Here is a 24,012-nt window from a genome sequence, read left to right on the forward strand (position 1 = left end):
CAGTACGCATCTGTAAGTTCGTTGGTTGTAATCGCTGCAAAGAAAAGACATTCACAGGCAGCAGCAAAGAACTCTTAACAGATGAAATGATTATTTTTATCAGCAACAAACAGTTGTATGGATACACAAACGCTCACTTCCATTGCCATGGGCATCGCCTTAAGTGCCTGTTGCGGTTTCAGGATTTTTATTCCCATGCTGGGTGCAAGTGCAGCCGCCTATTTTCATTGGTTTTCGCTTCCTGCTGATATGAGCTGGATGGGCAGCCTGCCCGCCTTGATTTGTTTTGGTACAGCTGCTGTATTGGAAATTGCAGCCTATTATATTCCGTTTGTTGACAACCTGCTGGATACCATTGCCACACCTTTAGCAGCAGTAGCCGGCACTGTGCTGGCTGCTTCTTTTTTACCCATTGCTGATTTAAATCCCATGCTCAAATGGTTGCTGGCCATTATTGCCGGAGGCGGTGCCGCCACTACCGTACAGGCAGGAACCGGTTTGCTTCGGCTGGCTTCTACCAAAACAACAGCAGGTATGGGTAATAGTATTGTAGCTACCGGTGAAAATGCGTTAGCCGTAAGCGGCACTTTGCTGAGTTTTGTGGTGCCGGTGATAATTGCCTTCGTATTTGTATTACTGATTGTATGGATCTGGAGAAAACTGCTCAAGAAGTTAAGCTCCTGAATACTTCTTCCAGGCTTTGATTGCCGCTTTGCAGCGAAACAATATTGAGATTGTGTTCGATGGCCATGGCCAGAATCTGCTTCCGCAAAGCTTCTTCATCATTACTTTCAATTTGCCAGGAAGTAGCTTCGGTTTTTGTAACACTAAGAGCTGCCGGCAAACGTTCCAGCCAGGCGGCTTCCAACGCTTCTTTAAACTGAACCTGCACCGTTGCCGTTGTTGATTTTGATTGCAGTTGGCTCAGTTGATCATCAGCTACAATCGTTCCTTTGTTAATGATGATCACACGGTCGCAAATAGCCTGTACTTCCTGCATAATGTGAGAGGAAAACAACACTGTTTTGCTTTTACCGAGTTCTTTAATCACATTGCGGATTTCGATAATCTGGTTGGGATCAAGACCGCTGGTGGGCTCATCTAAAATCAACACTTCAGGATCATGAAGTAAGGCAGCAGCCAATCCTACACGTTGCTTATACCCTTTTGAAAGCTGGCTGATTTTTTTATGTGCTTCAGGCGTGAGGCCTACCTGTGCTATAACTGCTTCAATACGCTTCGGTTTTTCAGCAATTCCATGTACATCAGCCACAAATCCTAAATACTCCTTTACATACATTTCATAATACAATGCATTGCTTTCCGGCAAATAGCCGATCTTTTGTTTGGCCGCCAACGGGTTTGATTGTACATCCATATCACACACAAGTGCTTTACCGCCATCCGCTTCTGCATAACCTGTAATGATTTTCATAGTGGTGCTTTTGCCGGCACCATTGGGACCAAGAAAACCAACAATCTCACCTTTATTCACTTTAAAAGAAATACCATTCACAGCTTTTTGTGTGCCGTATTCTTTTACCAACTCCTTTACTTCAATTGACATGCGGTTAATTTGCTTCAAAAATAAGATTCCTGTTGTAATACCATCAACGTATTAACAGTACAGTTCCTTTACGCTGAAAGGTTTTGCCTTTGCGGGTATAACTCATTTTCCAACTATAGGTACCGGGCACAGATGCAACACCCTTGTACATACCGCTCCAACCATTGCTGATATCTTTACTTACAAACAATTCATTTCCCCAACGGTCATAAATACGGAGTTCAAATGCTTCCAGCCGGAAATAGGCTTTTGCTGCAAGCACATCATTAAGTCCGTTACCATCCGGTGTAAAAGCAGTGGGCAGAAATACTTCATCGCTGCATTCGTTTACAGTTACAAATACATCCTGTACATCGGTGCCGCAAACATTGGAAGCTTCCACCGTATAAAGACCTGCTGCTTTTGCATAAATAAATGGTGATGCACTCCCGTTGTTCCATAAATACTGATCAGCCCCGGGTGTGGTTGCGTTGAGAAATGCAGAATCAGAAAAACAAATAACAGTATCCTGTAATAAAGGAAGAATGGGTGTGTTATTTGTTTCAATCATTAACGTATCACTTCGTTTACATACACCATCACTGCTGAGCAAAGTATAAGTACCGGCATTACGAAGCGTACGCTGTGGAGCAGTACTTCCATCGTTCCATAAAAAATTAATAGCCGGCGGTCCTGATGCATCAATTGGTAATACATCTCCATCACACAACAATGCATCAAAAGGAATTTGCCTGGAAAGTTGATTGGTACGAACCGTAACCTGTGTGCTTGCAGCAGCAGGGCAGCCTCCATTGGCAATTACATTCAAGGTATAGGTTCCGGCTTGTGCGGGAGTAATGACCGGAAAAGTATAAGCACTGTCAGTTCCGATTGAATTGCCGTTGAATTGCCATATATAAGTTAATGCAGCTATACTACTGCCCAATTTCAATGTATCCTGTTCGCATAGATTATTTGTGCCGATGATGGCAAGATTGGGCGGCGCAAAAACACGCAACTCTCTCACCGGCGAAACAGCCCGGCAATTAGGAGAATTAATATTCACTGCTTCTGCAGTTAACAAACGATACAAACCGGAGTTTGATGGTTGAGCATTATTGATGGTATAAGATGTTGTTTGAGCTCCTGCAATATTATTCCATACAATCCCATCACTGCTGAACTGCCATTGATAAGCCGGGTTTTGATAAAACCCTCCTGCCACATTTCCTGCAAAATTTATATTAGCACCTGCACAGGCATCCGTTGAATTTTGATAGGTACCTGTAACAACAGGATTCATGGCGGGACCACACAATGTAAACTCAATATCATCCAGGCATAAATCATTGCCTTGTCCGCCGGGTTGATTATTGAAGATGCGGAGTACCACATCATTTTCGCCGGAAGGCAGTGAAAAATTAAAACCATACCGTGTCCATGTAAAAACAGAAAAGCGTGGAATGGAAGGTGTAGTATAAGTAGCCAAAACAGCACCACTCACCGCACTGCTGATTTCAAATCGAACCACGGGGTCAAGCGGGTCAGAAGAACCTGCTTTCAACAGATTGGCAATCCAGGCTGAAAAAAATAACTGAGAGCCGGAGCAAAGATTATTGACCCTGGTTTCATAAAACTTGCCGGCTGTAAAATCAGCATTTACAATCATCATATGTCCGCCGGAATGATCAAAGCCCACATGCCAGGAAGGGAAGATGGGGCCGCCGGTACTTACATCGGCCGAGCTGCGGCGGATGCCATATTCCCCGTCATCAATGGCACCTGTTGAATCAAACCTGTAGGTAGTAGTGCCGGGAGGTAAACGGGTGCCTGTAAAGGGAGGCACAATACTGCCGCCGAAGTTTTCAAAAAACAACACATTGCCGGTGCACTGGGCTGAAAGATCAACAGCACCATATAAAAAGGCCAGCAAGAACAAAAGCGAGTACTTCACAATAACTGTTTAGGGCTTTAAATTTAAAGCGAAAGCCCTGGTTAAACAACCCGGGCTTTCATAAAAAAACCAACCATATGAACAGACATCGAATGAGCCGAATAGGGGAACGGCCCATAGTTCCTTCGTTAAAAAGACCTCGGCAGCTGGTAATTCGCTGCACACCTGTTTACTTTTTTTGAAAAAAATCAAGGGGTGAATCTCTATCAGCTTCAATCCAATGTGGAAGTATTATAATCCTGCTCCAGCTCTTTGGAGTTTTCAGGTAAATGATCGTATTCACCTTTCATGGCATAGTATCCAAAGATGCACATACCAATCGCAATGGGAATAAACACCGCAATAAACACACCCCATTGAATCTTGGTATCAATCACCGGCTTCTTATTGATTTCTGAAATGGCAGTTTCTACCAAATAGTACATGGCAATGGGTGCAATAAAAATCCACAAAATTCCAGCCCAGCGTTTTACTTGATTCATATAAATAAATTTTTTAGTTTAAAAATGCTTTTACGTTGATGTGTTAGTACCAAGTAACATTAATGGAATATAGCCCGGCCTCCTTCTCCATTGGAGAAGGAATGAGGATGAGGTTTCTTAGTCCGTAACATCCGGATCAATTTTGTTGCTTACATACAATATACCAATCACCAAGCAAACAGCCGCAATCAAAATCGGGTACATCAGTCCGCTTAATTTATCATCTACATAAATGGTGGTAAGCAAGGTGGCGATGAAGGGCGTTAATCCGCCAAATACACCATTGCCGATATGATACGGCAAGCTCATGGACGTATAACGGATTTTCGTGGGAAATAATTCAACCAAAAATGCAGCAATAGGACCATACACCATCGTAACATAAAGAATCATGACAAACACTATCGCAACCATCATCCAATAACCATTACTGCCCAGTACTTTTGAAACCTTTATATCAGGCTTTAAAGTTGCCTTACCTGCCATCGCATACAAAGTATCTGTTTTTGTTTCCGTCATCTGCATGCCATCTGCATAAAGTGTTTTGGTAATTGTTGTACGAAGCGAATCAGATGTGCCTGCGATAGAAGCAGCAGTTACTTTTACATCACGCTTATCTATCAGTTCTGTTTTTTGCTGGGTATCACTTATACTCAGCAATTGTCCAAACAGCGGACTATAGGTAACAATCGCCAGCAACATGCCTGCCATCATAATCCATTTGCGTCCTGCTTTATCACTCCATCCACCAAACACAACAAAGAAGGGAGTAGCAAATAAAATAGCCCATATGAGCAATGTGCGGCTTTGCTCAAAATCAATTTTACATACATTCTCAATAAACGATTGTGCATAGAATTGTCCCGTGTACCAAACTACCCCCTGCCCCATGGTGGCACCAAACAATGCCAGTAACACCATTTTTAAATTGGCCTTGTGTACAAAACTTTCTTTTAACGGGTTAACAGATGTTTTACCTTCTGCTTTGAGTTTTGAAAACAGGGGCGATTCATTCATCTTTAAACGGATGTAGATGGAAACGATCACCAGCAAAATGGAAACAAGAAACGGCACACGCCATCCCCAATCATTAAACTTGGCAATAGAAGTTTGCAAATCACTATCCAAACTGTGACGGGTAATTAGTATCACACCCAATGAAACAAATAAACCCAGCGTTGCGGTGGTTTGAATCCAGGAAGTATAAAAACCACGTTTGTTGGCAGGTGCATGTTCTGCCACATACGTTGCAGCACCTCCGTACTCACCACCCAGCGCCAGACCTTGTAACAATCGCAACAACAAAACCAATATGGGTGCTAAGAATCCAATGCTTTCATAACTCGGTATCAAACCAATGGCAAACGTAGAGCCGCCCATTAAAATCAAGGTGAGCAGAAAGGTGTATTTTCTTCCCACAATATCACCCAACCGTCCAAACAACAATGCACCAAACGGACGTACAATAAAACCCGCAGCAAAGGTGGCCAGTGTGGAAAGCAGTGCAGCCGTGGGATTTGTTTTCGGAAAAAACTGGTTGGCAATCACTGTAGCTAAACTTCCGAAAATGTAAAAATCATACCATTCAATGAGTGTACCTACAGAGGAAGCGCCTATCACCTTCCAGATGCCTTTGTTGTTTTGGTTCATAGGCTGAAATTAAAGAATTGCAGGTTTCATTTTGCTGTCGGGCTACGCAAACGTTTACAAACAATCTGTAGCTGATTTTGATTTAACTTGTGAACTCATTTTTATTCATTGTTTGCTATGAGTTATCCTTATCAAATCAAATCATTAGAAGAATACAAGACAGCCTACAAAAAAAGCGAAGAAGATCCTGAAGGTTTTTGGGATGATGTCGCTTCTCATTTTGTATGGAGAAAAAAATGGGAAAAAACACTCGACTGGAATTTTATTGAACCACATGTTCGTTGGTTCCTCGGCGGCAAACTGAATATTACGGAGAGTTGTATTGACCGCCATCTTCCTGCAATGGGTGAAAAACCGGCTTTTATTTGGGAGCCGAATGACCCAAACGACAGAGTACGTGTGGTTACTTATAACCGTTTACACAAACGTGTTTGCCAGGTGGCACAAATGCTTAAAAACAACGGTGTAAAAAAAGGCGATCGTGTTTGTATTTATATGGGCATGGTGCCGGAGCTGGTGTATGCTGTTTTAGGCTGTGCAAGAATTGGTGCCGTACACAGTGTTATTTTCGGTGGCTTCAGTGCACAAAGTATAGCAGACCGTTTGTATGATGCAGAAGCAACTTTCATTATTACCTGCGATGGTGCTTACCGGGGCGGAAAAGATATTCCGTTAAAAAATATTATTGATGATGCATTAATCGGAAACCGCACTGTAAAAAAAGTAATTGTTTACACCCGCACCAGAACACCCGTGAGCATGATTAAAGGAAGAGATGTGTGGTGGGAAGATGAAATGGACTATGCAGAAACACAGGTAGAGAAAGATGGTGTGGTTCATTTTCCTGCAGAAGAAATGGATGCAGAAGACCCGCTGTTTATTTTGTACACATCAGGAAGTACCGGCAAACCCAAAGGTGTGGTACATACCTGCGGCGGTTATATGGTGTGGACGGGTTATACATTTGTAAATGTATTTCAATACCAGCCGGGCGATGTACATTTTTGCACGGCAGATATTGGTTGGATCACGGGTCATAGTTATATCTGTTACGGACCATTGACTGCAGGCGCCACATCAGTTATGTTTGAAGGTGTTCCTACCTGGCCGGATGCCGGACGTTTTTGGGATATTGTTGATAAGCACAAAGTAAACATTCTCTATACTGCTCCCACTGCCATCCGCAGCTTAATGGGTTTTGGTCTGGAGCCTTTAAAAGGAAAGGATTTATCCTCATTAAAAATTCTGGGTACCGTAGGTGAACCGATTAATGAAGAAGCATGGCATTGGTATGATGAACATATCGGAAAGAAAAAATGTCCTATTGTAGATACCTGGTGGCAAACAGAAACTGGCGGTGTACTTATCTCAAATTTAGCAGGCATTACACCTGCCAAACCTTCCTGGGCTACTTTACCAATGCCCGGCGTTCATCCTATACTCGTAGATGAAAACGGAAAAGAAGTTACCGAAAAAGATGAGCATGGTTTGTACAAAGGAAATCTCTGTATCAAAAATCCGTGGCCTTCTATCATCAGAACTACCTGGGGCGATCATGAACGCTGCCGCACCAATTATTTTGCAACCTATCCTAATTTATATTTCACCGGTGATGGTGCCTTGAAAGATGAAGAAGGCAACTTCCGCATTACCGGCCGTGTAGATGATGTATTGAATGTGAGCGGCCATCGTATCGGCACAGCCGAAGTGGAGAATGCCATTAACATGCATGCAGATGTGGTGGAGAGTGCGGTGGTGGGTTATCCGCATGATATTAAAGGCCAGGGAATTTATGCCTATGTTATCTGCAGCCATATCCATGGAGATGAGGAGCAAACAAGAAATAATATTCTGCAAACAGTAACACGTGTCATCGGCCCCATTGCCAAACCGGATAAGATTCAGTTTGTAAGCGGTTTGCCTAAAACACGAAGCGGAAAAATTATGCGTCGTATCTTACGCAAGATTGCTGAAGGTGAAAAGGGTAATTTGGGTGATACTACCACTTTGCTTGATCCGGGTGTGGTGGAGGAGATCGTAAAAGGGAAATTATAAATCACATGAATAAAAAAACACCTGAACATCATCTGCTCCTTTTTTTAAGACAGTTTGTGAACCTGCAGGCTGAGGAAATCTCTTCGTTTCAAAGTATTGTACATCAAAAGGACTTTGATAAGAATGAAATCTTTATTCATGAGGGTGAGATATGTGACAAGGTTTTTTTTGTAGTGAAAGGTTTATGCCGGCATTTTTTTACAGATAAAGACGGAAATGAAATTACGGCCTGGTTCAGTGAGCCCGGTATGATGGCAACCGATTACAAAGCCTTTACAGAAGGAGGCCGTTGTTTATTTAATATACAGGCCCAGGGCACCACTTCCTGTGAATACATTTATTTTTCTGATCTGCAGCATTTGTATGATACCAGTAAAAACTTTGAGCGGTTGGGCCGACTCGTGAATCAGTCCTATCTCAATCAATTAATTGAACGTAACACCTCCATGGTTACGAAAAGTGCCAAACAACGATATGATGAATTTACTTCGCAAAAAGCACATCTCTTCAATACTGTACTGCTGAAACATATAGCCTCTTACCTGGGCATGTCCCTTGAAACACTCAGCCGTTTAAGAGCCGGCAGCTATAATAAATAAAATTTGATCTGTATCAACTCTTTTCATTTCCGCATCGTCTACTTTAGCAAATAAGGCCGTATGCATAACCTATACACCGTATTTGTATCAACCATTTTTCTTGTGGCAGTTCACTCCTGTCTACCACCGCCACCCAAGTACCCTTTCAGAAATCCGGATGATGTAACCAAAGAAGCTATTGAGCTTTCTGATTCTTTGGAAGCTTACATCAAGCGGTGGTATGCAGGCAAAGAACCGGCTCTTCTTCCTCAACGATTATTGCCTAAAGGGTATGACCCTACCCGTTATTCAGAAATCAAACTGGTTCGTTATGAAGATATCAAACCAGAAAAAATCTGGGGCGTTCGTTTAGCACATGATATTGATTTCAACAAACAGCATGGCAGTTTTCCTGATCCGCATTGCACGTACTTATTAGCTCCTGTTATTTATGCACCCTTTAAATCAAAATTGATTATTGAAGGTGAGTTTCCCTATTGCCGCTTTTTCAGTATACAGGTAACCCCTCCTTTTGATGCAAGGGAATATCGCTATGATAAGTATGCAGGCAAGGGTGAAGTTGCTATTGTAGATGCAGATATGAAACCGCAGCCCGGCAGCATCAATCCATTTTTACCCGGTGCAAACAGGAAAGCTGTTAACAGGAGTTACAAGGTTGTTTATGAAATGGCCGTGGGAGATCCCAGTAAAATTGATCCTTCACATAAACCCCCTTTTTACAGGGGCGATGGAAGCATCCGCTACGGAAGCGCCCTTCAATACCAGGGCCCGTGGGGTGCCCAAAAAGGAACAGGTGGTCATGGCCGTGGCAGTTGGGATTTTGGTGATATATGGATCCGTTATTATGCCATGGATAAAAATCAATTTCCTACCGGAGGAGTAGGATTACCCAAGGCTTATTTTCAATTACCAAGCGGTGAAAAATTTTTCATCACCGCCACCTTTGACGGGCTCATCAAACAATCTGAAACAACAGGCACCAACAGAACAACAAGGAGCGCTGACCCTGCTTCTTACAACAAACCTCCTTACGGATGGGATAAAGCATTTGGTGTGTTTCTTTCCATCTCATCAGGTTTATCAAGAGCCTTGTACAGGGAGCGTAAGGGTGATAAAGATTATATCCGCAAACTTGATTTAGGTGTTACCGGCAGAGGTGAAAATCAACCGGCACCAGCCAGTTATGAACCCAACGCTACCTGCAGTAACTACACTAATTATTTAGGCCGGGGTGCTACTATTAAAAAAGGAAAAGTATTGATACTAACAGGTAAGCTTCCCACTTTTCCTGATACAAGGAACGGTGCTGCTGCAATGACAACTGCTCAATGCCGCTACTGGAGTATTACTTCCTATGACGTAGATTGGCCATTTGCTGAAATAAAAGGAATGGAAAACACATCAGTGATGGATGATGAATTAGTATTAGATAAAGACCGTCATTTTATCATTGTGTACAGTCGTAAAGAAGATCGTCCGGTTAACGCTACAAAAGAAAACGGAGTTACCTGGGTTGATTGGGGACAAACCACTTCCCAAAGTTTAAGTTTACGATGGATCAGTGTGGGACCTGAATGGAATATGCCCGTTGCTCCCAATGAAATTAATCTGCCCTGGAGCAAAACAGCCTGGAGCGGTACACAATACGATATGAATTTGATTGGTACTAATAACCACAATGGTTTTTTGGGTGACTATTTACCGGTGGCACATTACCTGACCAAAGAAGAATTTCAAAAGCTGGGTAATCAATTTGGCTGGAAAGATATTCCGGTGTGGAAATAAATTACAGGCAGTTGTGCTAAGTATAAAAAGAAACCCCGCAAATGCGGGGCTCTTTTTTTACAACATGGATCTTGGGTAATCAGCCGTTGCAAATTGTTATTGATTGTTTTAATCTAAAGGCATCTTGGCAAACCACAAGGTTTTACCGCCTGACGTTTCGCCAAGAAACACAACCTGTCCTCTTCCAAGATTTAAAAAAGGATATCTGTTATTTACATAGTAATCTGTTTTTCCCTGTCCAAATTTTACAGGATTTGAGATGGTTGTATTGGCCAAATTGATTTTGGTCATATTTGGATACACTAAGAATTTAAATTTACTATCACCCAGTTCTTTATCTTTTTTTAAATCTTTTATTTCTAAAATTCCCCAATAAATACTTTTGCCATCATTGCTTTCATATATTAACTGATTATTACTTACCATCTTAGAATCATTATTACTTTCTTCACGCTCTAATCCGTATTGAGCTTTTAAGGTTCCTTTATTGTCAAAATGAAGCATGATTAAATCGGTAAACACTTTTACATTGGAGTACCCTAAAACCAGATTATAATTCTGACCTGCTATAAATAAATCTCCATTTGATGCCTGGAAAATTTGATTTACCCGGAATTTTCTGCCCCGGTAATCAGGGGATTTTTTTTGGGCAGCTGGCTTTTGAGCTTTTGCTTCAAAGTCAGAAATAGGTGTGCTGGTTATATAATCAATTTTTCCATTTTCAATTTTTACGATTTGAAAATTTTTGGCTTTAAACTTATCATCTTCAGGCTTTTCATTGAGATAATCAGTTTTGTTTTCATTAGCAGGACCGTAAATGATCATTCCATTAGCGGTATTCACAAATGTCCCGTCAAAAATTCCGTGATTAGATGGAACCGGAATTCGTTCTTTCACTTCTGCTTTAGGGGTTATGCGAACAAAAGTATAATTACCCGCATTGGGATCAGCTACCTTTTTAAGTCCCCCACCACCTTGAGGAGCAAATAATATGGTCAAATCCCCATCTGTTTCTTCATCTTCTTCAGCATCATCTACATTGGCAACTGCAATCATTTGAGGATAATCAAATACAATTTCCTGATCAGCAAGTTGATTTAATTCACTATCATACCGTAACACATGTATTTTTTTGTATTGACTGTAAGGATCATTTTTATTGTTTTTTTCACCTACAACAATAATAACACCTCCGCTTTCATTTTGCTCAGCGTGAGTTAAATAATAAAACTTGTTCCCGTCATCCGATTTTGGTTTTAATTTTTCTTTATACTCTACCTTTATATCATAGCCTCCCCAAAACCAGTTCCATTTTTTCTTAATCACCTTACGACGTAATACAAGTGTTCCTACCTTGTTCCTCTCAACACTTACTGCATTCATCTCCCATTCATCACCTTTATCCACCCTGTAATTCTTTAATTTTTCAACGCCTTTTTCACTTTCTTCCATTCCAAGAAAGTTAAAATTGAGATCAAACTTGTAGGTTTCAAATTTCACATTTCTGTTGGTTGATTTTGTAACATAGGTAAGCGTCATCTGGTTATTGGCTTCATCAATCTTTGGTTCATATAAAAACCCTTTGTTAGCCTTTTTAGAAATTTCATGTGTTGCTTCCTTGCTCAATTGCTGTGCAGTTACTACAGCAACTGTAAGTAAAGCAGTGAGGGAAAAGAGTATCCGTTTCATAATGTGGAATTTGCCACCAATGTAAAACGGAGCAGAAAGAGATGCTATACCCTGCACAGGGTATTTTGCTTACTCAGGGGTAGATGGTTACTTCAGTTCCTATAGGAAGTAAGTCGTACAATTCCCTGGCATAGGAGCGCTTGGTAGAAATACAACCGAGCGTCCAGTTATAATAATAATCTACAAAGCGGTCTTCTTTGGTATTACGTGTAGCATGAATACCGATACCGCCGCCGGGTTTGGCAGTAGAAGGAATTTCACCGTTAAGTTTCCGCAGTTGAAACTTTTCAAGGCTTTCTTTATTGGGATAATCCAGCAATAAAAACGGTCCCCATTCCGGGTGTATTTTTTTGTGAACAATTTTAAAATGCCCTTCCGGTGTTTGTTTATCACCCTCCATCATTTTATCACGCATCTCACTGCTGCCAAAAACCACGGGATAGGTATACAGCCATCCGTCTTCATCAAATACCTTCAGTTCATATTTGCTTTTTGTAATGATTACTTTGAAATGATTGGCATAGGTAGGAGTTCCAGTTCCATTTTTTTTGCTGCGGTTAATAAAGCTAAAACCGGTGAGCAGGAGCATGGCTCCAACGGGAAGGATGAATGTAAGTTTAAGGCTGTTCATGGCGGGTTTTATTTTCAAACCGGTACAGTTCTTAACGGATAAAAATGATGCCGTATTATTTCTTTCAAAATGAATTAACAATCCCTTGATGATAAAGCCAGGGGAACAATAAAAAACACCGGCTGTATAGCCGGTGTTTGTACTTGAACAAATATATTCTTAGTGGAAAACTTTTTGCTCCAGTGTTTTTGCCTGGGTAATCATATCATGTAAAGATTCTGCTGAAGGTACTCTTCCGCTCAAGCCGAATTTTTCATTTGTTTCTATCAGTTTTGTGTGAAGGTTTTCAGCATTACGAACGGCCAGTTCTTTTACCGTGTCCACACCGGCTGCTTCCAGCAACTCGGCTATCTGTCCCGCCACGCCTTTAATACGATGCAGATCAGCATGGTTCACCCAGGTAAGAATTAAACTCTCCGGAATACCTGTGGTATCTGCAATTTTAGTACGGCCGCTTTTTTTACTGCCGGCTTCCAGCAAATCATCTGTTGTAAAAATGCCGACGGCTTCCAGTTTAGCTGCATAATTAGCTCCGATTCCTTCAATATCAATTACTTTATAACTCATATCTAATTTCTTTGCGGCAAGGTAAGTGTTTTGTTGCCACGGAAACACGGAGAAACGTGAAAATTTATGGATTAAAAACAAGTCTTTTGATTCCTAACTTGGCTCTGCCAAAATTCAAAATCAATCCTACTTCACAGCCCGAACATTTGAGGTAGTTGATGGTTTGGGCAAAGTCTTCATCAGCAATATTTTCTGTTGCTTTTATTTCCAGTATAACTTTATCAAAAACAATAAAATCAGCAAAGAATTTATGTGGTAATATAATTTTCTTATAAAGGATTTTATATTCTTTTTCCCGCTTATACAATATCTTTCTTTCGGTCAATTCATACTCAAACGCATCTTTATATACAATTTCAAGAAAGCCATGTCCAAGTAGTTCGTGGATTTCCAAAGCAGTGCCGATGATTTTATCAGTTTCATCTTTTAAAGGGAAATGTGGTGTTTTAATTTCGTACGACATATACTATTCTTTCTATGAAAATTAGAAAGTGTTACCTGGGATTCAAATACTACTTTTCGGGTAACAAATTCTTTCCGTGCCTCCGTGGCAAAAAACAAAAACCGCTCCCCAACTGAGAAGCGGTTTAACCAGAGAATACACCTTAACAGTGTATCGCCGGGTGTTGTATGGTTAATGGTGATAACGACTTACCAACTGCTGAAACGGATACCAATATTATAAGGTGTTTGATCCAGTCCGCTGCGGAACATATTATTCAATGCATAGCTTCCGTAAAAACGAACTGTTCCCAGGTTCAATTCACCGATAGCCGATAACTTCCAGGGCTCCAGGTTAAAATCGTTTTTAATTTTTTCTTTACCACGCTCATCACTGATGAGTTTTTGACGGGCGGTGTACAGGTATCCTGCACTTACACCGGCACTTAATCCATAGCTCTTCTTTTTCTTGGGAGTGAAGTTGAAGTTGAGCATTACAGGTACGGTGATATAATCAACGGCCAGTTTGTTTTTTTCAAATTTTGTTACCTGTGCATCCGTGTTAATAAAGTCCCTGGGTTCATACTGGTAACGGATATTACTTTCGTAACGGTAATTATTCAGTTCCAACCCAAGACCATATTTCAGGTTTACTACATGCTCAATTAAATTGATGCGTTGCATAAAGAACCAGATGTTTACGTTTACTGATTTACCGTTGCGTAAATCCATTTGTCCTTTACTGCCGCCGGGGAAATAACCACCGGGTGCGGTTGCTGCTGCATAATTAGTTTGATCATTTACATTGGCAAAACCAAGATCCACAATCCACCAGTTGGTACTGATGTTAGAAGGTTTGTATTCCTTGCGGCGTTTGATTTCTACTGATACACCGTCTCCGTCTGTTTTGGATTCATCTTTTACTTCCACATTCCTGCTATCCCCTTTTTTAATAATGATGATGCTGCCTATTTTAATGGTATCAGCGCTTTGGGATTTGGTAGTATCTGTTTGTGCAAAGAGGGCCGTGCATACGGATAGTGCCAGAGCTGTTGTAAAAAGCTTCTTCATAACTGTTTGTTTAAATAAGTTTTTTTATTGTGTGTTTACGGTAAACACTGCAAACCGAACCTGGGATTCTCCGGATTGAATGCCGGTTCTGCGTTCAAATGTGCGTTTGGCCTTTTTCAACAGCGCTTTCAATCCTGAGCTTCGCTGTTTGTTTTCATTTAAAAGACCTTCCTGCTCATCTTCATCGTCTGCTGCATCATAGTTTACATAAGAAACATTTGATACACTTGCAATGCTTGTTTCTGATTGTTGTACGGATGAGTTCTCCGGAATGTTACCTGGTGTTTCAGATTTTCTTTCTGTTTTAACAATTGCTTCCTGTGATTGAAGATTATTGATTTCCAGCTGTTGTATAACAGGAGGCTGCTGTTGTTGGGTTTGAACAGCAACAGTATTGTTTGTTTTATTACTTACAACTGATGCAGGTGCCTGTTTGAAAGAGTTTTGTACTCCGTTGCCTGTTTTATCTTCAACGGTTGCCTGCGGTGCTGCTGTTGATTCAGTAGCAGCCACTTCATCAGTTGTTGTTGTTTTACTACCAGGTGTTGTAACAGGTGTAGAAGGTTGAGCAGTTGTTTTTGTTTCGCCTGCAGCTACTTCACCGGCCGGAACAGCTTGCCTGTTCATAAGCCAATAGCCGGTGCCCAGCATGAGCAATACGGCGGCGGCGGCACTCCATCTTCTTACAGCGGCTGACATATAAAACACACGTGCCGGTTGTGCTTCTTTATACAAAATAGATTTATCAGGAAATACTACAGATGCATCAGCCTGCAGTTTTGTTCGCTGCAACCATTGCCATTCTTTTTGAACAGCCTCATCTTTTTCAATCACTGATTGCAATTCTCTTGCATCTTCTGCTCTTAATTCTCCATCCAGCAACAGCAGTAACTGTTCTTCAGCTACCGATTCTTCCTGCTGTATTTTGAGTAATTGATTTTTAAAGGAATCATCCAGTGTAACATCTGCCTGCAGGGTTGTTTGCTGTAACAACTCCAGTTCCGGTTTCAGATCAGGGTTGGCAGCAACAAACTCTTCTACCAAAACACGTTCGGCTGCTGTTAACTCACGGTCAACATACAGCAGAAAAAATTCTTCGTAATTATGGCGGTTGATGTTCATTTTTTTTAGTTGATGGTTGATAGTTCGTGGTTTATGATACGTAGCCCGGGCTATGAACCACTACCTGTGAACTATATGCTATATAACGTTTTCAATACTTACTAAATAGTTTTTCAGTTGTAAGCGGGCACGGTGGAGGTACACTTTCACCTGGCTTTCATTGAGCCCGGTAATGGTACCTATTTCTTCATAACTATAGCCTTCATAGTCTTTGAGCAAAACCAGGCTGCGGGCCGTTTCGCTCAGGCGACTCAATGCTTCTTCCAGAACTTTCTTCATATTATGTTGCGGACGGTTCTGCACCCGCATTTCTTCCTGAAATTCATCTCTCAATTGTACACGTTTATGTTTGCGGATATGGTCAATCATCTGGTTATAGGCAATGGTAAAAAGATAGGACTTACTTCTTTCCCCATCTACCTGCTCCCGGTTCACCCATAATTTTTCAAAGGCGCTTTGTACCACATCACGGGCATCCTCTTCATGCCCCAGGTTTTTGAGGATGAAGCGATACACATTATCGGCATACCTGTTTACACAGTCATTATATTCTCTGGCGGTCATGTTCGGTAGCGTGCTTTTTACGGCTTCTTTATTTGTTACGTTTTAATAAAAGGAATGTTACAGAAAAATATAATTTTCTTTCAGGAACAGAAATTAAACAGTGAGTGAACTGGGGAAATAAGGGTATAAATCAGGCTGAATTGATTACAGAATGCCTGAAAATGAGTCCACTATAAAAAAGCCGGTAGAGGGGCCGGATGATGCCTTGGGAGTTGTTTCTTTCTTACAGGCGGTTGCACAAGGCTTTGCAGGTGCTTTGGTAACTCCGCTCAGCAGGGCCCAGCCTGTGAGTGCTATTACTAAAAATGCAGCGAGGATGATGATTTGCCTTTTCATGCAGTTGAAATTTTGATTTACCGGTCTGCTATAAGCTAGTTTTCAATCTTTAACTACAGCTTTTGGTAAACTTTCAAAGATGAGACGAAGATAGAGACCGAAATGTTACACTGCAATCACCTAAATATGTGATTTTGTTAAACGTAAGACAAAAGTTGCAGCTTTCAGCCCCCGATTCCACCTATTTTTGCCCTCTAAAATTGATTATGGTATGAACGAAGCATTTGTAACACGTATAGCTGCTGAACTGGAAGAGATCAAAGCCGGCGGACTTTTTAAAAAAGAACGGGTTATTGAAAGCGCCCAGGGACCAGAGATCATGGTGAACGGAAAGATCGTTTTGAACTTCTGTGCTAATAATTATCTCGGCCTTTCTTCTCACCCTAAAGTAATCGAAGCTGCTAAAAAATACATTGACCTGCGGGGTTTTGGTATGAGCAGTGTGCGTTTTATCTGCGGAACCCAGGATATTCACAAAGAGCTGGAAGCAAAGATTTCCAAATTCCTCGGCACAGAAGATACCATTTTGTATGCAGCTGCCTTTGATGCTAATGGTGGTGTGTTTGAACCTTTGTTTGGAGAGCAGGATGCCATCATCAGCGATGCATTGAACCATGCTTCAATTATTGATGGGGTGCGTTTGTGTAAGGCACAACGTTACCGTTATGAGCATAATAATATGGAGGACCTGGAAGCAAAACTCAAAGAAGCTTCCGGTGCACGCAGCCGGATCATTGTTACAGATGGCAGTTTCAGCATGGATGGCACCATTGCACAATTAGATAAGATTGTTGAACTGGCTGAAAAATATGATGCCATTATTATGGTAGATGAATGCCACAGCAGCGGTTTCCTCGGTAAAACAGGAAGGGGCACGCATGAATACAGAGGGGTGATGGGTAAGATTGATATCATCACCGGCACGCTCGGTAAAGCACTCGGTGGTGCAAGTGGCGGCTTTACAAGTGGCAGAAAAGAAATTATTGAAATGCTGCGCCAGCGCTCCCGTCCTTACTTATTCAGTAACACCTTAGCGCCAAGTATTGTGGGTGCCTCTATTGCCGTGATGGATTTGTTGAGTGAAACAACTGAATTAAGAGATAAACTGGAAAGCAATACCAAATACTTCCGCACGAAAATGACGGAAGCAGGTTTTGATATCAAGCCCGGCGATCATCCCATCGTTCCAATTATGTTGTACGATGCAGTAGTAGCCCAAAATTTTGCTGCCAAACTTTTGGAAGAAGGAATTTATGTGATCGGCTTTTTCTTTCCGGTGGTGCCCAAAGGCCAGGCACGTATTCGTGTACAGTTGAGTGCTGCACATGATCATCAGCACCTGGATAAAGCCATTGCTGCATTTACAAAAGTGGGTAAAGAGTTAGGTGTGCTGAAGTAAAAAGAAACAGAATGAAAAGAACCGTTTTGATGATAATGCTCTTTGTATTGATGCAAAGAATTACATCAGCTCAAATATCCTTCCCCCAATCTTTTATCGGTAATTGGAAAGGAACACTCACCTGGACGGTTCCCGGCAAGTCACCTCAATCATTTACCATGCGGCTGAACATTCAACCGGCAGATAGTGGTCGTTACACCTGGCAGATTATTTATGGTGATGAAGACCCTTCGACTTCGCCCAGGGTTGATAATCGTCCATACTTATTGATTCCTGTTGATACTGCAAAAGGTCATTGGGTAGTGGATGAACGCAATTCCATCGTTCTTGATTCGTACTGGATTGCCAATCGTTTTACCGGTGTATTTGCAGTGGGCGGGAGTACCATTTTTGATGCCTATTGGATAGATGCAGAAGGATTACATATAGAATTTGTTACCTATAACTCAAAGCCTTTAAATACTACAGGCGGCACTTCCAAAGAAATACCGCCTGTAGAAAGTTATCAGATCAAAAGTGTACAAAGAGGAGTGTTGAAGAAACAATAATCCTTTGTACTGCATTCATCACTCAATTAACTTTGCAAAAAATTCTATATGCGGCAATTGCTATTGATATTTGTTTCATCCCTGCTTATTCATTCTTGCTCCATCAATAACCTTACCATTGATAATGACCTCAAACCCTTTTTTGATAAATATAAGGCCACAGGAACCTTTGCGATGTTTGATAATGCACAGGGACATTTTACCATCTACGACTCTGCTAACTACCGCAAGCGTTTTACACCCGCTTCCACTTTTAAAATCGTTAACTCATTGATTGGTCTTGAAACAGGAAAAATATTTGATGAAAAGATGATCATTAAATGGGATGGTGTGCAAAGAACCATGCCGGAGTGGAATAAAGATCTTTCCATGGAAGAGGCCTTTAAAGTTTCTGCTGTTCCTTATTACCAGGAAGTGGCCCGTAGCATCGGAAAAGATACCATGCAGAAATGGATTGACAGTTTGGCCTATGGTAATAAAAATATCAGCGGACCCATTGACAGTTTCTGGCTCAACAACCAATTAAAAATTTCACCTGATGAGCAATTAGGTTTGGTAAAGCGATTGTACTTTGATCAATTACCGTTTCAGAAACGCACCCAGCAAATCGTTCGTAAAGTAATGTTGTTTGAAGATAACAACCTGTACAAACTCAGCTATAAAACAGGCTGGGGCTTTGATGAAAACAAAAACAATATCGGCTGGATCGTAGGCTGGATTGAAGAAAACCGTCACCCCTACTTTTTTGTACTGCTGATGCAAAGTACTGATCCCAACTACGACATGCGCAACAACCGCATGAACCTGCTCAAAGATATTTTAACGCATTATGAGTTTATGAAGGGAAAGAAATAAGGACCATCAGCAGCGTACTATTTGATGGTTGGCGCAAGTTTTGCAAGTAGCTGTACGTTATTTGTTATCTTGTAAGTATAAACAAAACACTTGTTTTCCTTCGCCCACATAGAATATCTTTTATTGCTGGTACTTTTGGTTCCGGCGCTACTCTTTTTTCTGCTCAACCGGCGCTGGAAAAAAAAGTCTGCCCAAAAATTAGGTGATGCCCAACTGGTGCAACTCCTTACCGCAGAACATGCGGCAAAAAAATTCAACCTCAAATTCTGGTTTCTGTTCTTTGCACTTGCTTTTACAGCACTGGGTGCGGCTAACCTGCGTATGCCGGGCGCTACTGAACAGGTGAACCGAAAAGGAAGAGATGTAATCATTGCCATGGATGTAAGCAAGAGTATGCTGGCCGATGACATTAAACCTTCCCGCCTTGATAAAGCCAAACAATTTGTAAGCAAGTTGATTGATGAGTTACCGGATGATCGTATAGGTTTGGTATGGTTTGCAGGTAAGGCCTATTTGCCCATGCCTTTAACCGCAGATGAAGGTGCTGCAAAAATGTTTGTGCAAAGTGCCAACCCGGATGATATTCCCACACAGGGTACTGTATTGAGTGAAGCTTTACTGCTGTCAGCCCAGAGTTTTCCAACAGAAGGAAAACGTTATAAAATTGTGGTATTGATTACAGATGGTGAAGATCATGATGAAAATGCAGCAGAACGTGCCCGTCAGTTAAAAGAAGAAGGTATCCTCCTTCTTACCATCGGGCTGGGTACTGAAGAGGGTTCGCCTATTACTGATCCGCTCACGAATGATTTTAAGAAAGACAAATCAGGACAAACCGTTATCAGTAAACTGAACGAAGAGTTACTTAAAAATATGGCCACGGCCAATGGTGGTATGTACGGCAATCTCCAGAATACAGATGCAATGGTCAAGGATGTTTCAGCTGTTATTAATCAGCTGGAAAAAAAATCAGCTGAAGGCGCCGGAGTTCCGCTCAACTATGTTCATCTGTTTGTTTGGTTTTTAGCAGTGGCATTGCTGTTGTTAGTGATGGAACCGTTCATTTCTGAAAAAAAGAAAAAAGCAAATGAAGCGTAAACAGCTACGATATCTTACCGGAAAGACATGCATGATTGCATTGCTGATGCTTTGTTGCAGACAGATTGATGCACAAAACACAGAACTCATTAAAGGCAATCGCTTTTATAAGGACAGTTCCTACGGTAAAGCGGAGGAACAGTACCGCAAATCCATCAGTAAAAAACCGACCATCGCTGCGCAATACAATCTTGGAAATACGTTTTACCAGCAACAGAAATCCGACGAAGCAATAACACAATATGATGCCGCTGCAACTGCTGCTGAAGATGCAAACCTGAAAGCAAAAGCGCTTTACAACAAAGGGGTGGTGTATCACCGAAATAACAAACTGGAGGAAGCTATTGCTGCTTATAAAGAAGCTTTACGTTTAACGCCTGATGATGCTGAAGTGCGAAAAAACCTGCAACTCGCCTTACAGAATAAACGGCAAAAGAACCCGGAGCAAAAACCTAAAAAAGAAGAAAAAAAGCAGGAAGAAAAACCCAAAGAAGAAAAAAAGCAACAACCACCACCGCCAAAACTTTCTAAAAAGCAGGCGGAACAATACCTGAAATCGCTCACTGAAAAAGAGCGCCAGCTGCAGGAAAAAATGCAGAAAAAAACCGGTGTACCCTCCCAACCCGAGAAGGACTGGTAAAACCATTCGAAAATTTGAGAATCCTCCCACTCAACCTTGCTGCCCTTTGTTTGTTACATTTGTACCGTACAACAGACAAACGGTAATAACCATTTTCAAATTTCAAATTGATGCTCCTTTACGCTCCTTCCCTCACTCAATATAAACGTCTTGCTACTAAAGAAGTAAAAATCGGCGATGTACTGTTGGGCAACTTCAACCCCATACGTGTACAAACCATGACCACGACTGACACGATGGATACCATTGCCACCGTAGAGCAAAGCATACGTTGTATTGAAGCCGGTGCCGAGCTGGTTCGTATAACAGCTCCTTCTAAAAAAGAAGCAGAAAATTTACTCAATATTAAGAATGAATTACGCAAGCGTGGTTATCATACACCACTGGTAGCTGATATTCACTTCACACCCAATGCAGCGGAAATAGCGGCCCGTATTGTTGAAAAAGTAAGAGTAAACCCGGGTAACTATGTTGATAAGAAAAAGTTTGAGCAAATTGAATATACCGATGCGGAGTATGCTGAAGAAATTGACCGCATCCGTGAACGTTTTACGCCGTTAGTGAAAATCTGTAAAGAGTATGGTACGGCTATGCGTATCGGTACCAATCATGGCAGTTTAAGTGATCGTATCATGAGCCGTTATGGTGATACGGCCATTGGTATGGTAGAAAGCGCTATGGAATTTCTGCGTATCGCAAGGGATGAAAGCTACCATAACATCGTGTTAAGTATGAAGAGCAGTAACCCGCAGGTGATGGTACAAGCTTATCGCTTACTGGTGCAGCAGATGATGAACGAGTTTGCTGAATGTTATCCCTTGCATTTAGGTGTAACAGAAGCCGGTGATGGTGAAGACGGAAGAATTAAAAGTGCAATCGGTATCGGAACACTGTTAGAAGATGGTATTGGTGATACTGTACGTGTAAGTTTAACCGAAGATCCTGAGTTTGAAATTCCGGTTTGTAAAGATTTGGTGAAACGTTATTCTGTTGACAGACCACAGACCACAGTCAACGGTAAAGTGCCCGATGTAACATCGCTTCCATATTCTCCTTTTGAGTACAAACGCAGAGAAACGTTTGCCGTAACAAATATCGGAGGTAAACAGGTGCCCGTAGTAATTGCAGATTTGAGTAAGATTGAAACCATCACACCGCAACACCTGGAAAGTGTGGGTTACAAATATGATGAAGTAACGGATAAATGGAGCATTGGGGATATGGCAGCCGATTATATTTTCACCGGCAATCAACTGCTCAGCTTTCAACTGCCCGGCACATTGAAAGTAATTGTGTATCCTGAAACCTGGAAAGAAGCACAACGTACTCCATCAGGCGAAGAAAAATATTTCCCCATTTTTATGGACAGCGGTTTTGCTGAAGCTGAGCGCAAAAGTGAATTGCTGAATTTTGTAATGGTGGATTGTTTTAATGATGATACACCGCTCAACGATTATACGTATTTTGATCAACTGGCAAATGATCCAACAGTAGTGCTGTGTTTAAGCAGCACCAACAGCAACGCATTGCAAAGTGTACGCAGAATGTTTGTGGAACTGATGCAGCGCAACATCAAGAATCCTGTTGTATTAATTACTGACAGTAAATGGCAAACACCTGATGAGCACCTTATTCATTTTGCAACAGAAACAGGAGGTTTGTTGCTGGATGGTATGGGCGATGGTATTTGCCTTGGCTACGGTTCAGCAGCGCAGTTCACCAATAATAAAGTAAGTGGCAGAACCTACCTCGAAGTAAAAGACAATCATCAGTTCACGAATAACACAGCCTTCAGTATTCTGCAGGCAACACGTACACGTATTTCCAAAACAGAATACATCAGTTGCCCCAGTTGCGGAAGAACTTTGTTTGATCTGCAGGAAACTACAGCTAAAATCCGTTCTGTTACCAATCATCTCAAAGGAGTAAAGATTGCCATTATGGGTTGTATTGTAAACGGTCCCGGCGAAATGGCGGATGCAGATTTTGGTTATGTGGGCAGCGGTCCGGGTAAGATCACTTTATACAAAGGCAAAGAAATTGTAAAACGTAATGTCGATAGCGAAGTAGCTGTACAGGAACTCATCAACCTGCTCAAAGAAAATGAAGCATGGGTGGAACCATCCTGAAACAAACCGCCACCTGCAACCTTATTCTAACCCATCGCTTCTATATTTGCACTATTAAACTAAAAACCATGCAAAAACTTTTATTTTTACTATCCGCCACCCTTTTATTCTTGTCTTCTTGCAGTATGCATGAAGAAATTGACTTGAGTAAAGAAGGAAAAGGTCATTACCAGATAAGTATAGACATGAGTGCAATGCTTGAAATGATGAAAAGCATGGGCGGCAGTGAAAAGATTCCCGACAGTATTGCGAATGAAAAAAGAGATACTACATTTTCAATGGCAAGCTTAATTGATTCTTCAGGAGGTACTTTTACTGCTGAAGAAAAAGCCTATTTCCATAACGGCACAATGAATGTGAAGATGGATATGCAGGCTAACAAGATGGATATGATTATGACGTTTCCTGTAAAGAATGCAATGGATCTGAATAAGTTCTTTGGTGTTTGGTCACGTGTGGACTCACTCAACAAAATCAAGAAACAGGAACAACAGGCTGCAGAAGGTAACAATGAAATGCCCAATCCCCTCGCAGGTGGTGGTATGAGTGGTTTAACCAATAGTCTTCCTGTAAAACCGAAACCTTATATCATCACAGATACTTCTATTGAACGTATAGAGCAAAGCAAAGAAGAAGTAATGGAAGAGATGGGCGAGCAGGCGCAAGGTGCAGCTATGTTTCTGAACCAGGTTACTTTAATGACAACAATCAAACTTCCGAGACCGGCTAAAAAACTGGAAGGAAAGAACGCCAAGCTGAGCGATGATAAAAAATCCATCTTCCTTTCTGCCTCCATGCAGGATATGATGGATGATCCTAAAGCAGCTACGTTTAAAGTGATCTTCTGATAA

The 24,012-nt window shown here is 41.5% G+C and carries 23 protein-coding genes; 11 read left to right on the forward strand and 12 right to left on the reverse strand.

The window, feature by feature from the left end; all coding sequences use genetic code 11:
* Window positions 1-117 precede the first annotated feature (117 nt).
* On the forward strand, window positions 118-684 hold the full coding sequence (locus PDL71_RS17780; RefSeq protein ID WP_407523708.1) for a DUF4126 domain-containing protein: 567 nt from the start codon (window positions 118-120) through the stop codon (window positions 682-684).
* Here PDL71_RS17780 and gldA read toward each other — a convergent pair.
* From gldA to PDL71_RS17800, 4 genes are all read right to left on the reverse strand, one after another.
* Window positions 665-1,567, reverse strand: coding sequence for a gliding motility-associated ABC transporter ATP-binding subunit GldA (gldA, locus tag PDL71_RS17785; protein WP_407523710.1), 903 nt, complete (start codon window positions 1,565-1,567; stop codon window positions 665-667). The genes PDL71_RS17780 and gldA overlap by 20 nt on opposite strands.
* 43 nt (window positions 1,568-1,610) lie before the next feature.
* Complete coding sequence (locus PDL71_RS17790; RefSeq protein ID WP_407523712.1) at window positions 1,611-3,500, reverse strand: gliding motility-associated C-terminal domain-containing protein; 1,890 nt, start codon at window positions 3,498-3,500, stop codon at window positions 1,611-1,613.
* Window positions 3,501-3,712: 212 nt separating this feature from the next.
* On the reverse strand, window positions 3,713-3,982 hold the full coding sequence (locus tag PDL71_RS17795; RefSeq protein WP_407523714.1) for a DUF6814 family protein: 270 nt from the start codon (window positions 3,980-3,982) through the stop codon (window positions 3,713-3,715).
* A 117-nt stretch (window positions 3,983-4,099) separates the two neighbouring features.
* Window positions 4,100-5,632 carry an MFS transporter gene (locus tag PDL71_RS17800; protein WP_407523716.1) on the reverse strand — a complete coding sequence of 511 codons (1,533 nt, stop codon included), beginning with the start codon at window positions 5,630-5,632 and terminating at the stop codon, window positions 4,100-4,102.
* Window positions 5,633-5,749: 117 nt separating this feature from the next.
* Here PDL71_RS17800 and acs point away from each other — a divergent pair, with 117 nt between their 5' ends.
* From acs to PDL71_RS17815, 3 genes are read left to right on the forward strand one after another with little or no spacing between them, the layout of a single operon-like run.
* On the forward strand, window positions 5,750-7,687 hold the full coding sequence (gene acs / locus PDL71_RS17805) for an acetate--CoA ligase (protein WP_407523718.1): 1,938 nt from the start codon (window positions 5,750-5,752) through the stop codon (window positions 7,685-7,687).
* Window positions 7,688-7,692: 5 nt separating this feature from the next.
* Window positions 7,693-8,286: a Crp/Fnr family transcriptional regulator gene (locus PDL71_RS17810; RefSeq protein WP_407523720.1), complete on the forward strand. Its 594-nt coding sequence runs from the start codon at window positions 7,693-7,695 to the stop codon at window positions 8,284-8,286.
* A 60-nt stretch (window positions 8,287-8,346) separates the two neighbouring features.
* The gene (locus PDL71_RS17815; protein ID WP_407523722.1) at window positions 8,347-10,071 is read left to right on the forward strand and encodes a hypothetical protein; all 1,725 of its coding nucleotides are present in this window, start codon (window positions 8,347-8,349) and stop codon (window positions 10,069-10,071) included.
* 108 nt (window positions 10,072-10,179) lie between these two features.
* Here the strand turns inward: PDL71_RS17815 and PDL71_RS17820 are convergent, their stop codons facing one another.
* The 8 genes from PDL71_RS17820 to PDL71_RS17855 form a co-directional block, all read right to left on the reverse strand.
* A complete protein-coding gene (locus PDL71_RS17820; RefSeq protein ID WP_407523724.1) occupies window positions 10,180-11,523 on the reverse strand; it encodes a hypothetical protein in 1,344 nt (447 codons plus the stop codon).
* A 310-nt stretch (window positions 11,524-11,833) separates the two neighbouring features.
* Complete coding sequence (locus PDL71_RS17825) at window positions 11,834-12,391, reverse strand: murein L,D-transpeptidase family protein (protein WP_407523726.1); 558 nt, start codon at window positions 12,389-12,391, stop codon at window positions 11,834-11,836.
* A 159-nt stretch (window positions 12,392-12,550) separates the two neighbouring features.
* Window positions 12,551-12,958, reverse strand: coding sequence for a DUF4332 domain-containing protein (locus tag PDL71_RS17830; RefSeq protein ID WP_407523728.1), 408 nt, complete (start codon window positions 12,956-12,958; stop codon window positions 12,551-12,553).
* 64 nt (window positions 12,959-13,022) lie between these two features.
* A complete protein-coding gene (locus PDL71_RS17835; protein ID WP_407523730.1) occupies window positions 13,023-13,421 on the reverse strand; it encodes a GxxExxY protein in 399 nt (132 codons plus the stop codon).
* 188 nt (window positions 13,422-13,609) lie between these two features.
* Window positions 13,610-14,470 (reverse strand): outer membrane beta-barrel protein, encoded by an 861-nt coding sequence (locus PDL71_RS17840; protein ID WP_407523732.1) that lies wholly within the window; start codon window positions 14,468-14,470, stop codon window positions 13,610-13,612.
* A gap of 24 nt (window positions 14,471-14,494) precedes the next feature.
* A complete protein-coding gene (locus PDL71_RS17845; protein ID WP_407523734.1) occupies window positions 14,495-15,592 on the reverse strand; it encodes an anti-sigma factor family protein in 1,098 nt (365 codons plus the stop codon).
* Window positions 15,593-15,670: 78 nt separating this feature from the next.
* The gene (locus PDL71_RS17850; protein ID WP_407523736.1) at window positions 15,671-16,156 is read right to left on the reverse strand and encodes an RNA polymerase sigma factor; all 486 of its coding nucleotides are present in this window, start codon (window positions 16,154-16,156) and stop codon (window positions 15,671-15,673) included.
* A 144-nt stretch (window positions 16,157-16,300) separates the two neighbouring features.
* Window positions 16,301-16,492 (reverse strand): hypothetical protein, encoded by a 192-nt coding sequence (locus PDL71_RS17855; RefSeq protein WP_407523738.1) that lies wholly within the window; start codon window positions 16,490-16,492, stop codon window positions 16,301-16,303.
* 211 nt (window positions 16,493-16,703) lie between these two features.
* Between PDL71_RS17855 and kbl the strand changes: the two genes are divergently transcribed.
* From kbl to PDL71_RS17890, 7 genes are all read left to right on the forward strand, one after another.
* Window positions 16,704-17,891: a glycine C-acetyltransferase gene (kbl, locus tag PDL71_RS17860; RefSeq protein WP_407523740.1), complete on the forward strand. Its 1,188-nt coding sequence runs from the start codon at window positions 16,704-16,706 to the stop codon at window positions 17,889-17,891.
* An 11-nt stretch (window positions 17,892-17,902) separates the two neighbouring features.
* Entirely contained in the window at window positions 17,903-18,439 is a 537-nt protein-coding gene (locus tag PDL71_RS17865) for a hypothetical protein (RefSeq protein ID WP_407523742.1), read from the forward strand.
* Window positions 18,440-18,487: 48 nt separating this feature from the next.
* Window positions 18,488-19,294, forward strand: coding sequence for a class D beta-lactamase (gene blaOXA, locus PDL71_RS17870; RefSeq protein ID WP_407523744.1), 807 nt, complete (start codon window positions 18,488-18,490; stop codon window positions 19,292-19,294).
* Between the two features lie 90 nt (window positions 19,295-19,384).
* Window positions 19,385-20,392 (forward strand): VWA domain-containing protein, encoded by a 1,008-nt coding sequence (locus PDL71_RS17875; RefSeq protein WP_407523746.1) that lies wholly within the window; start codon window positions 19,385-19,387, stop codon window positions 20,390-20,392.
* Window positions 20,382-21,032, forward strand: a complete 651-nt coding sequence (locus PDL71_RS17880) for a tetratricopeptide repeat protein (RefSeq protein ID WP_407523748.1) — start codon at window positions 20,382-20,384, stop codon at window positions 21,030-21,032. Before PDL71_RS17875 ends, PDL71_RS17880 begins: the two co-directional genes overlap by 11 nt.
* Window positions 21,033-21,142: 110 nt before the next feature.
* Window positions 21,143-23,161, forward strand: coding sequence for a (E)-4-hydroxy-3-methylbut-2-enyl-diphosphate synthase (gene ispG / locus PDL71_RS17885; RefSeq protein WP_407523750.1), 2,019 nt, complete (start codon window positions 21,143-21,145; stop codon window positions 23,159-23,161).
* Between the two features lie 68 nt (window positions 23,162-23,229).
* The gene (locus tag PDL71_RS17890) at window positions 23,230-24,009 is read left to right on the forward strand and encodes a hypothetical protein (protein WP_407523752.1); all 780 of its coding nucleotides are present in this window, start codon (window positions 23,230-23,232) and stop codon (window positions 24,007-24,009) included.
* The last annotated feature ends 3 nt before the right edge of the window (window positions 24,010-24,012 follow it).

The organism is Lacibacter sp. MH-610, from assembly GCF_045780045.1.
Taxonomy (GTDB): Bacteria; Bacteroidota; Bacteroidia; order Chitinophagales; family Chitinophagaceae; genus Lacibacter.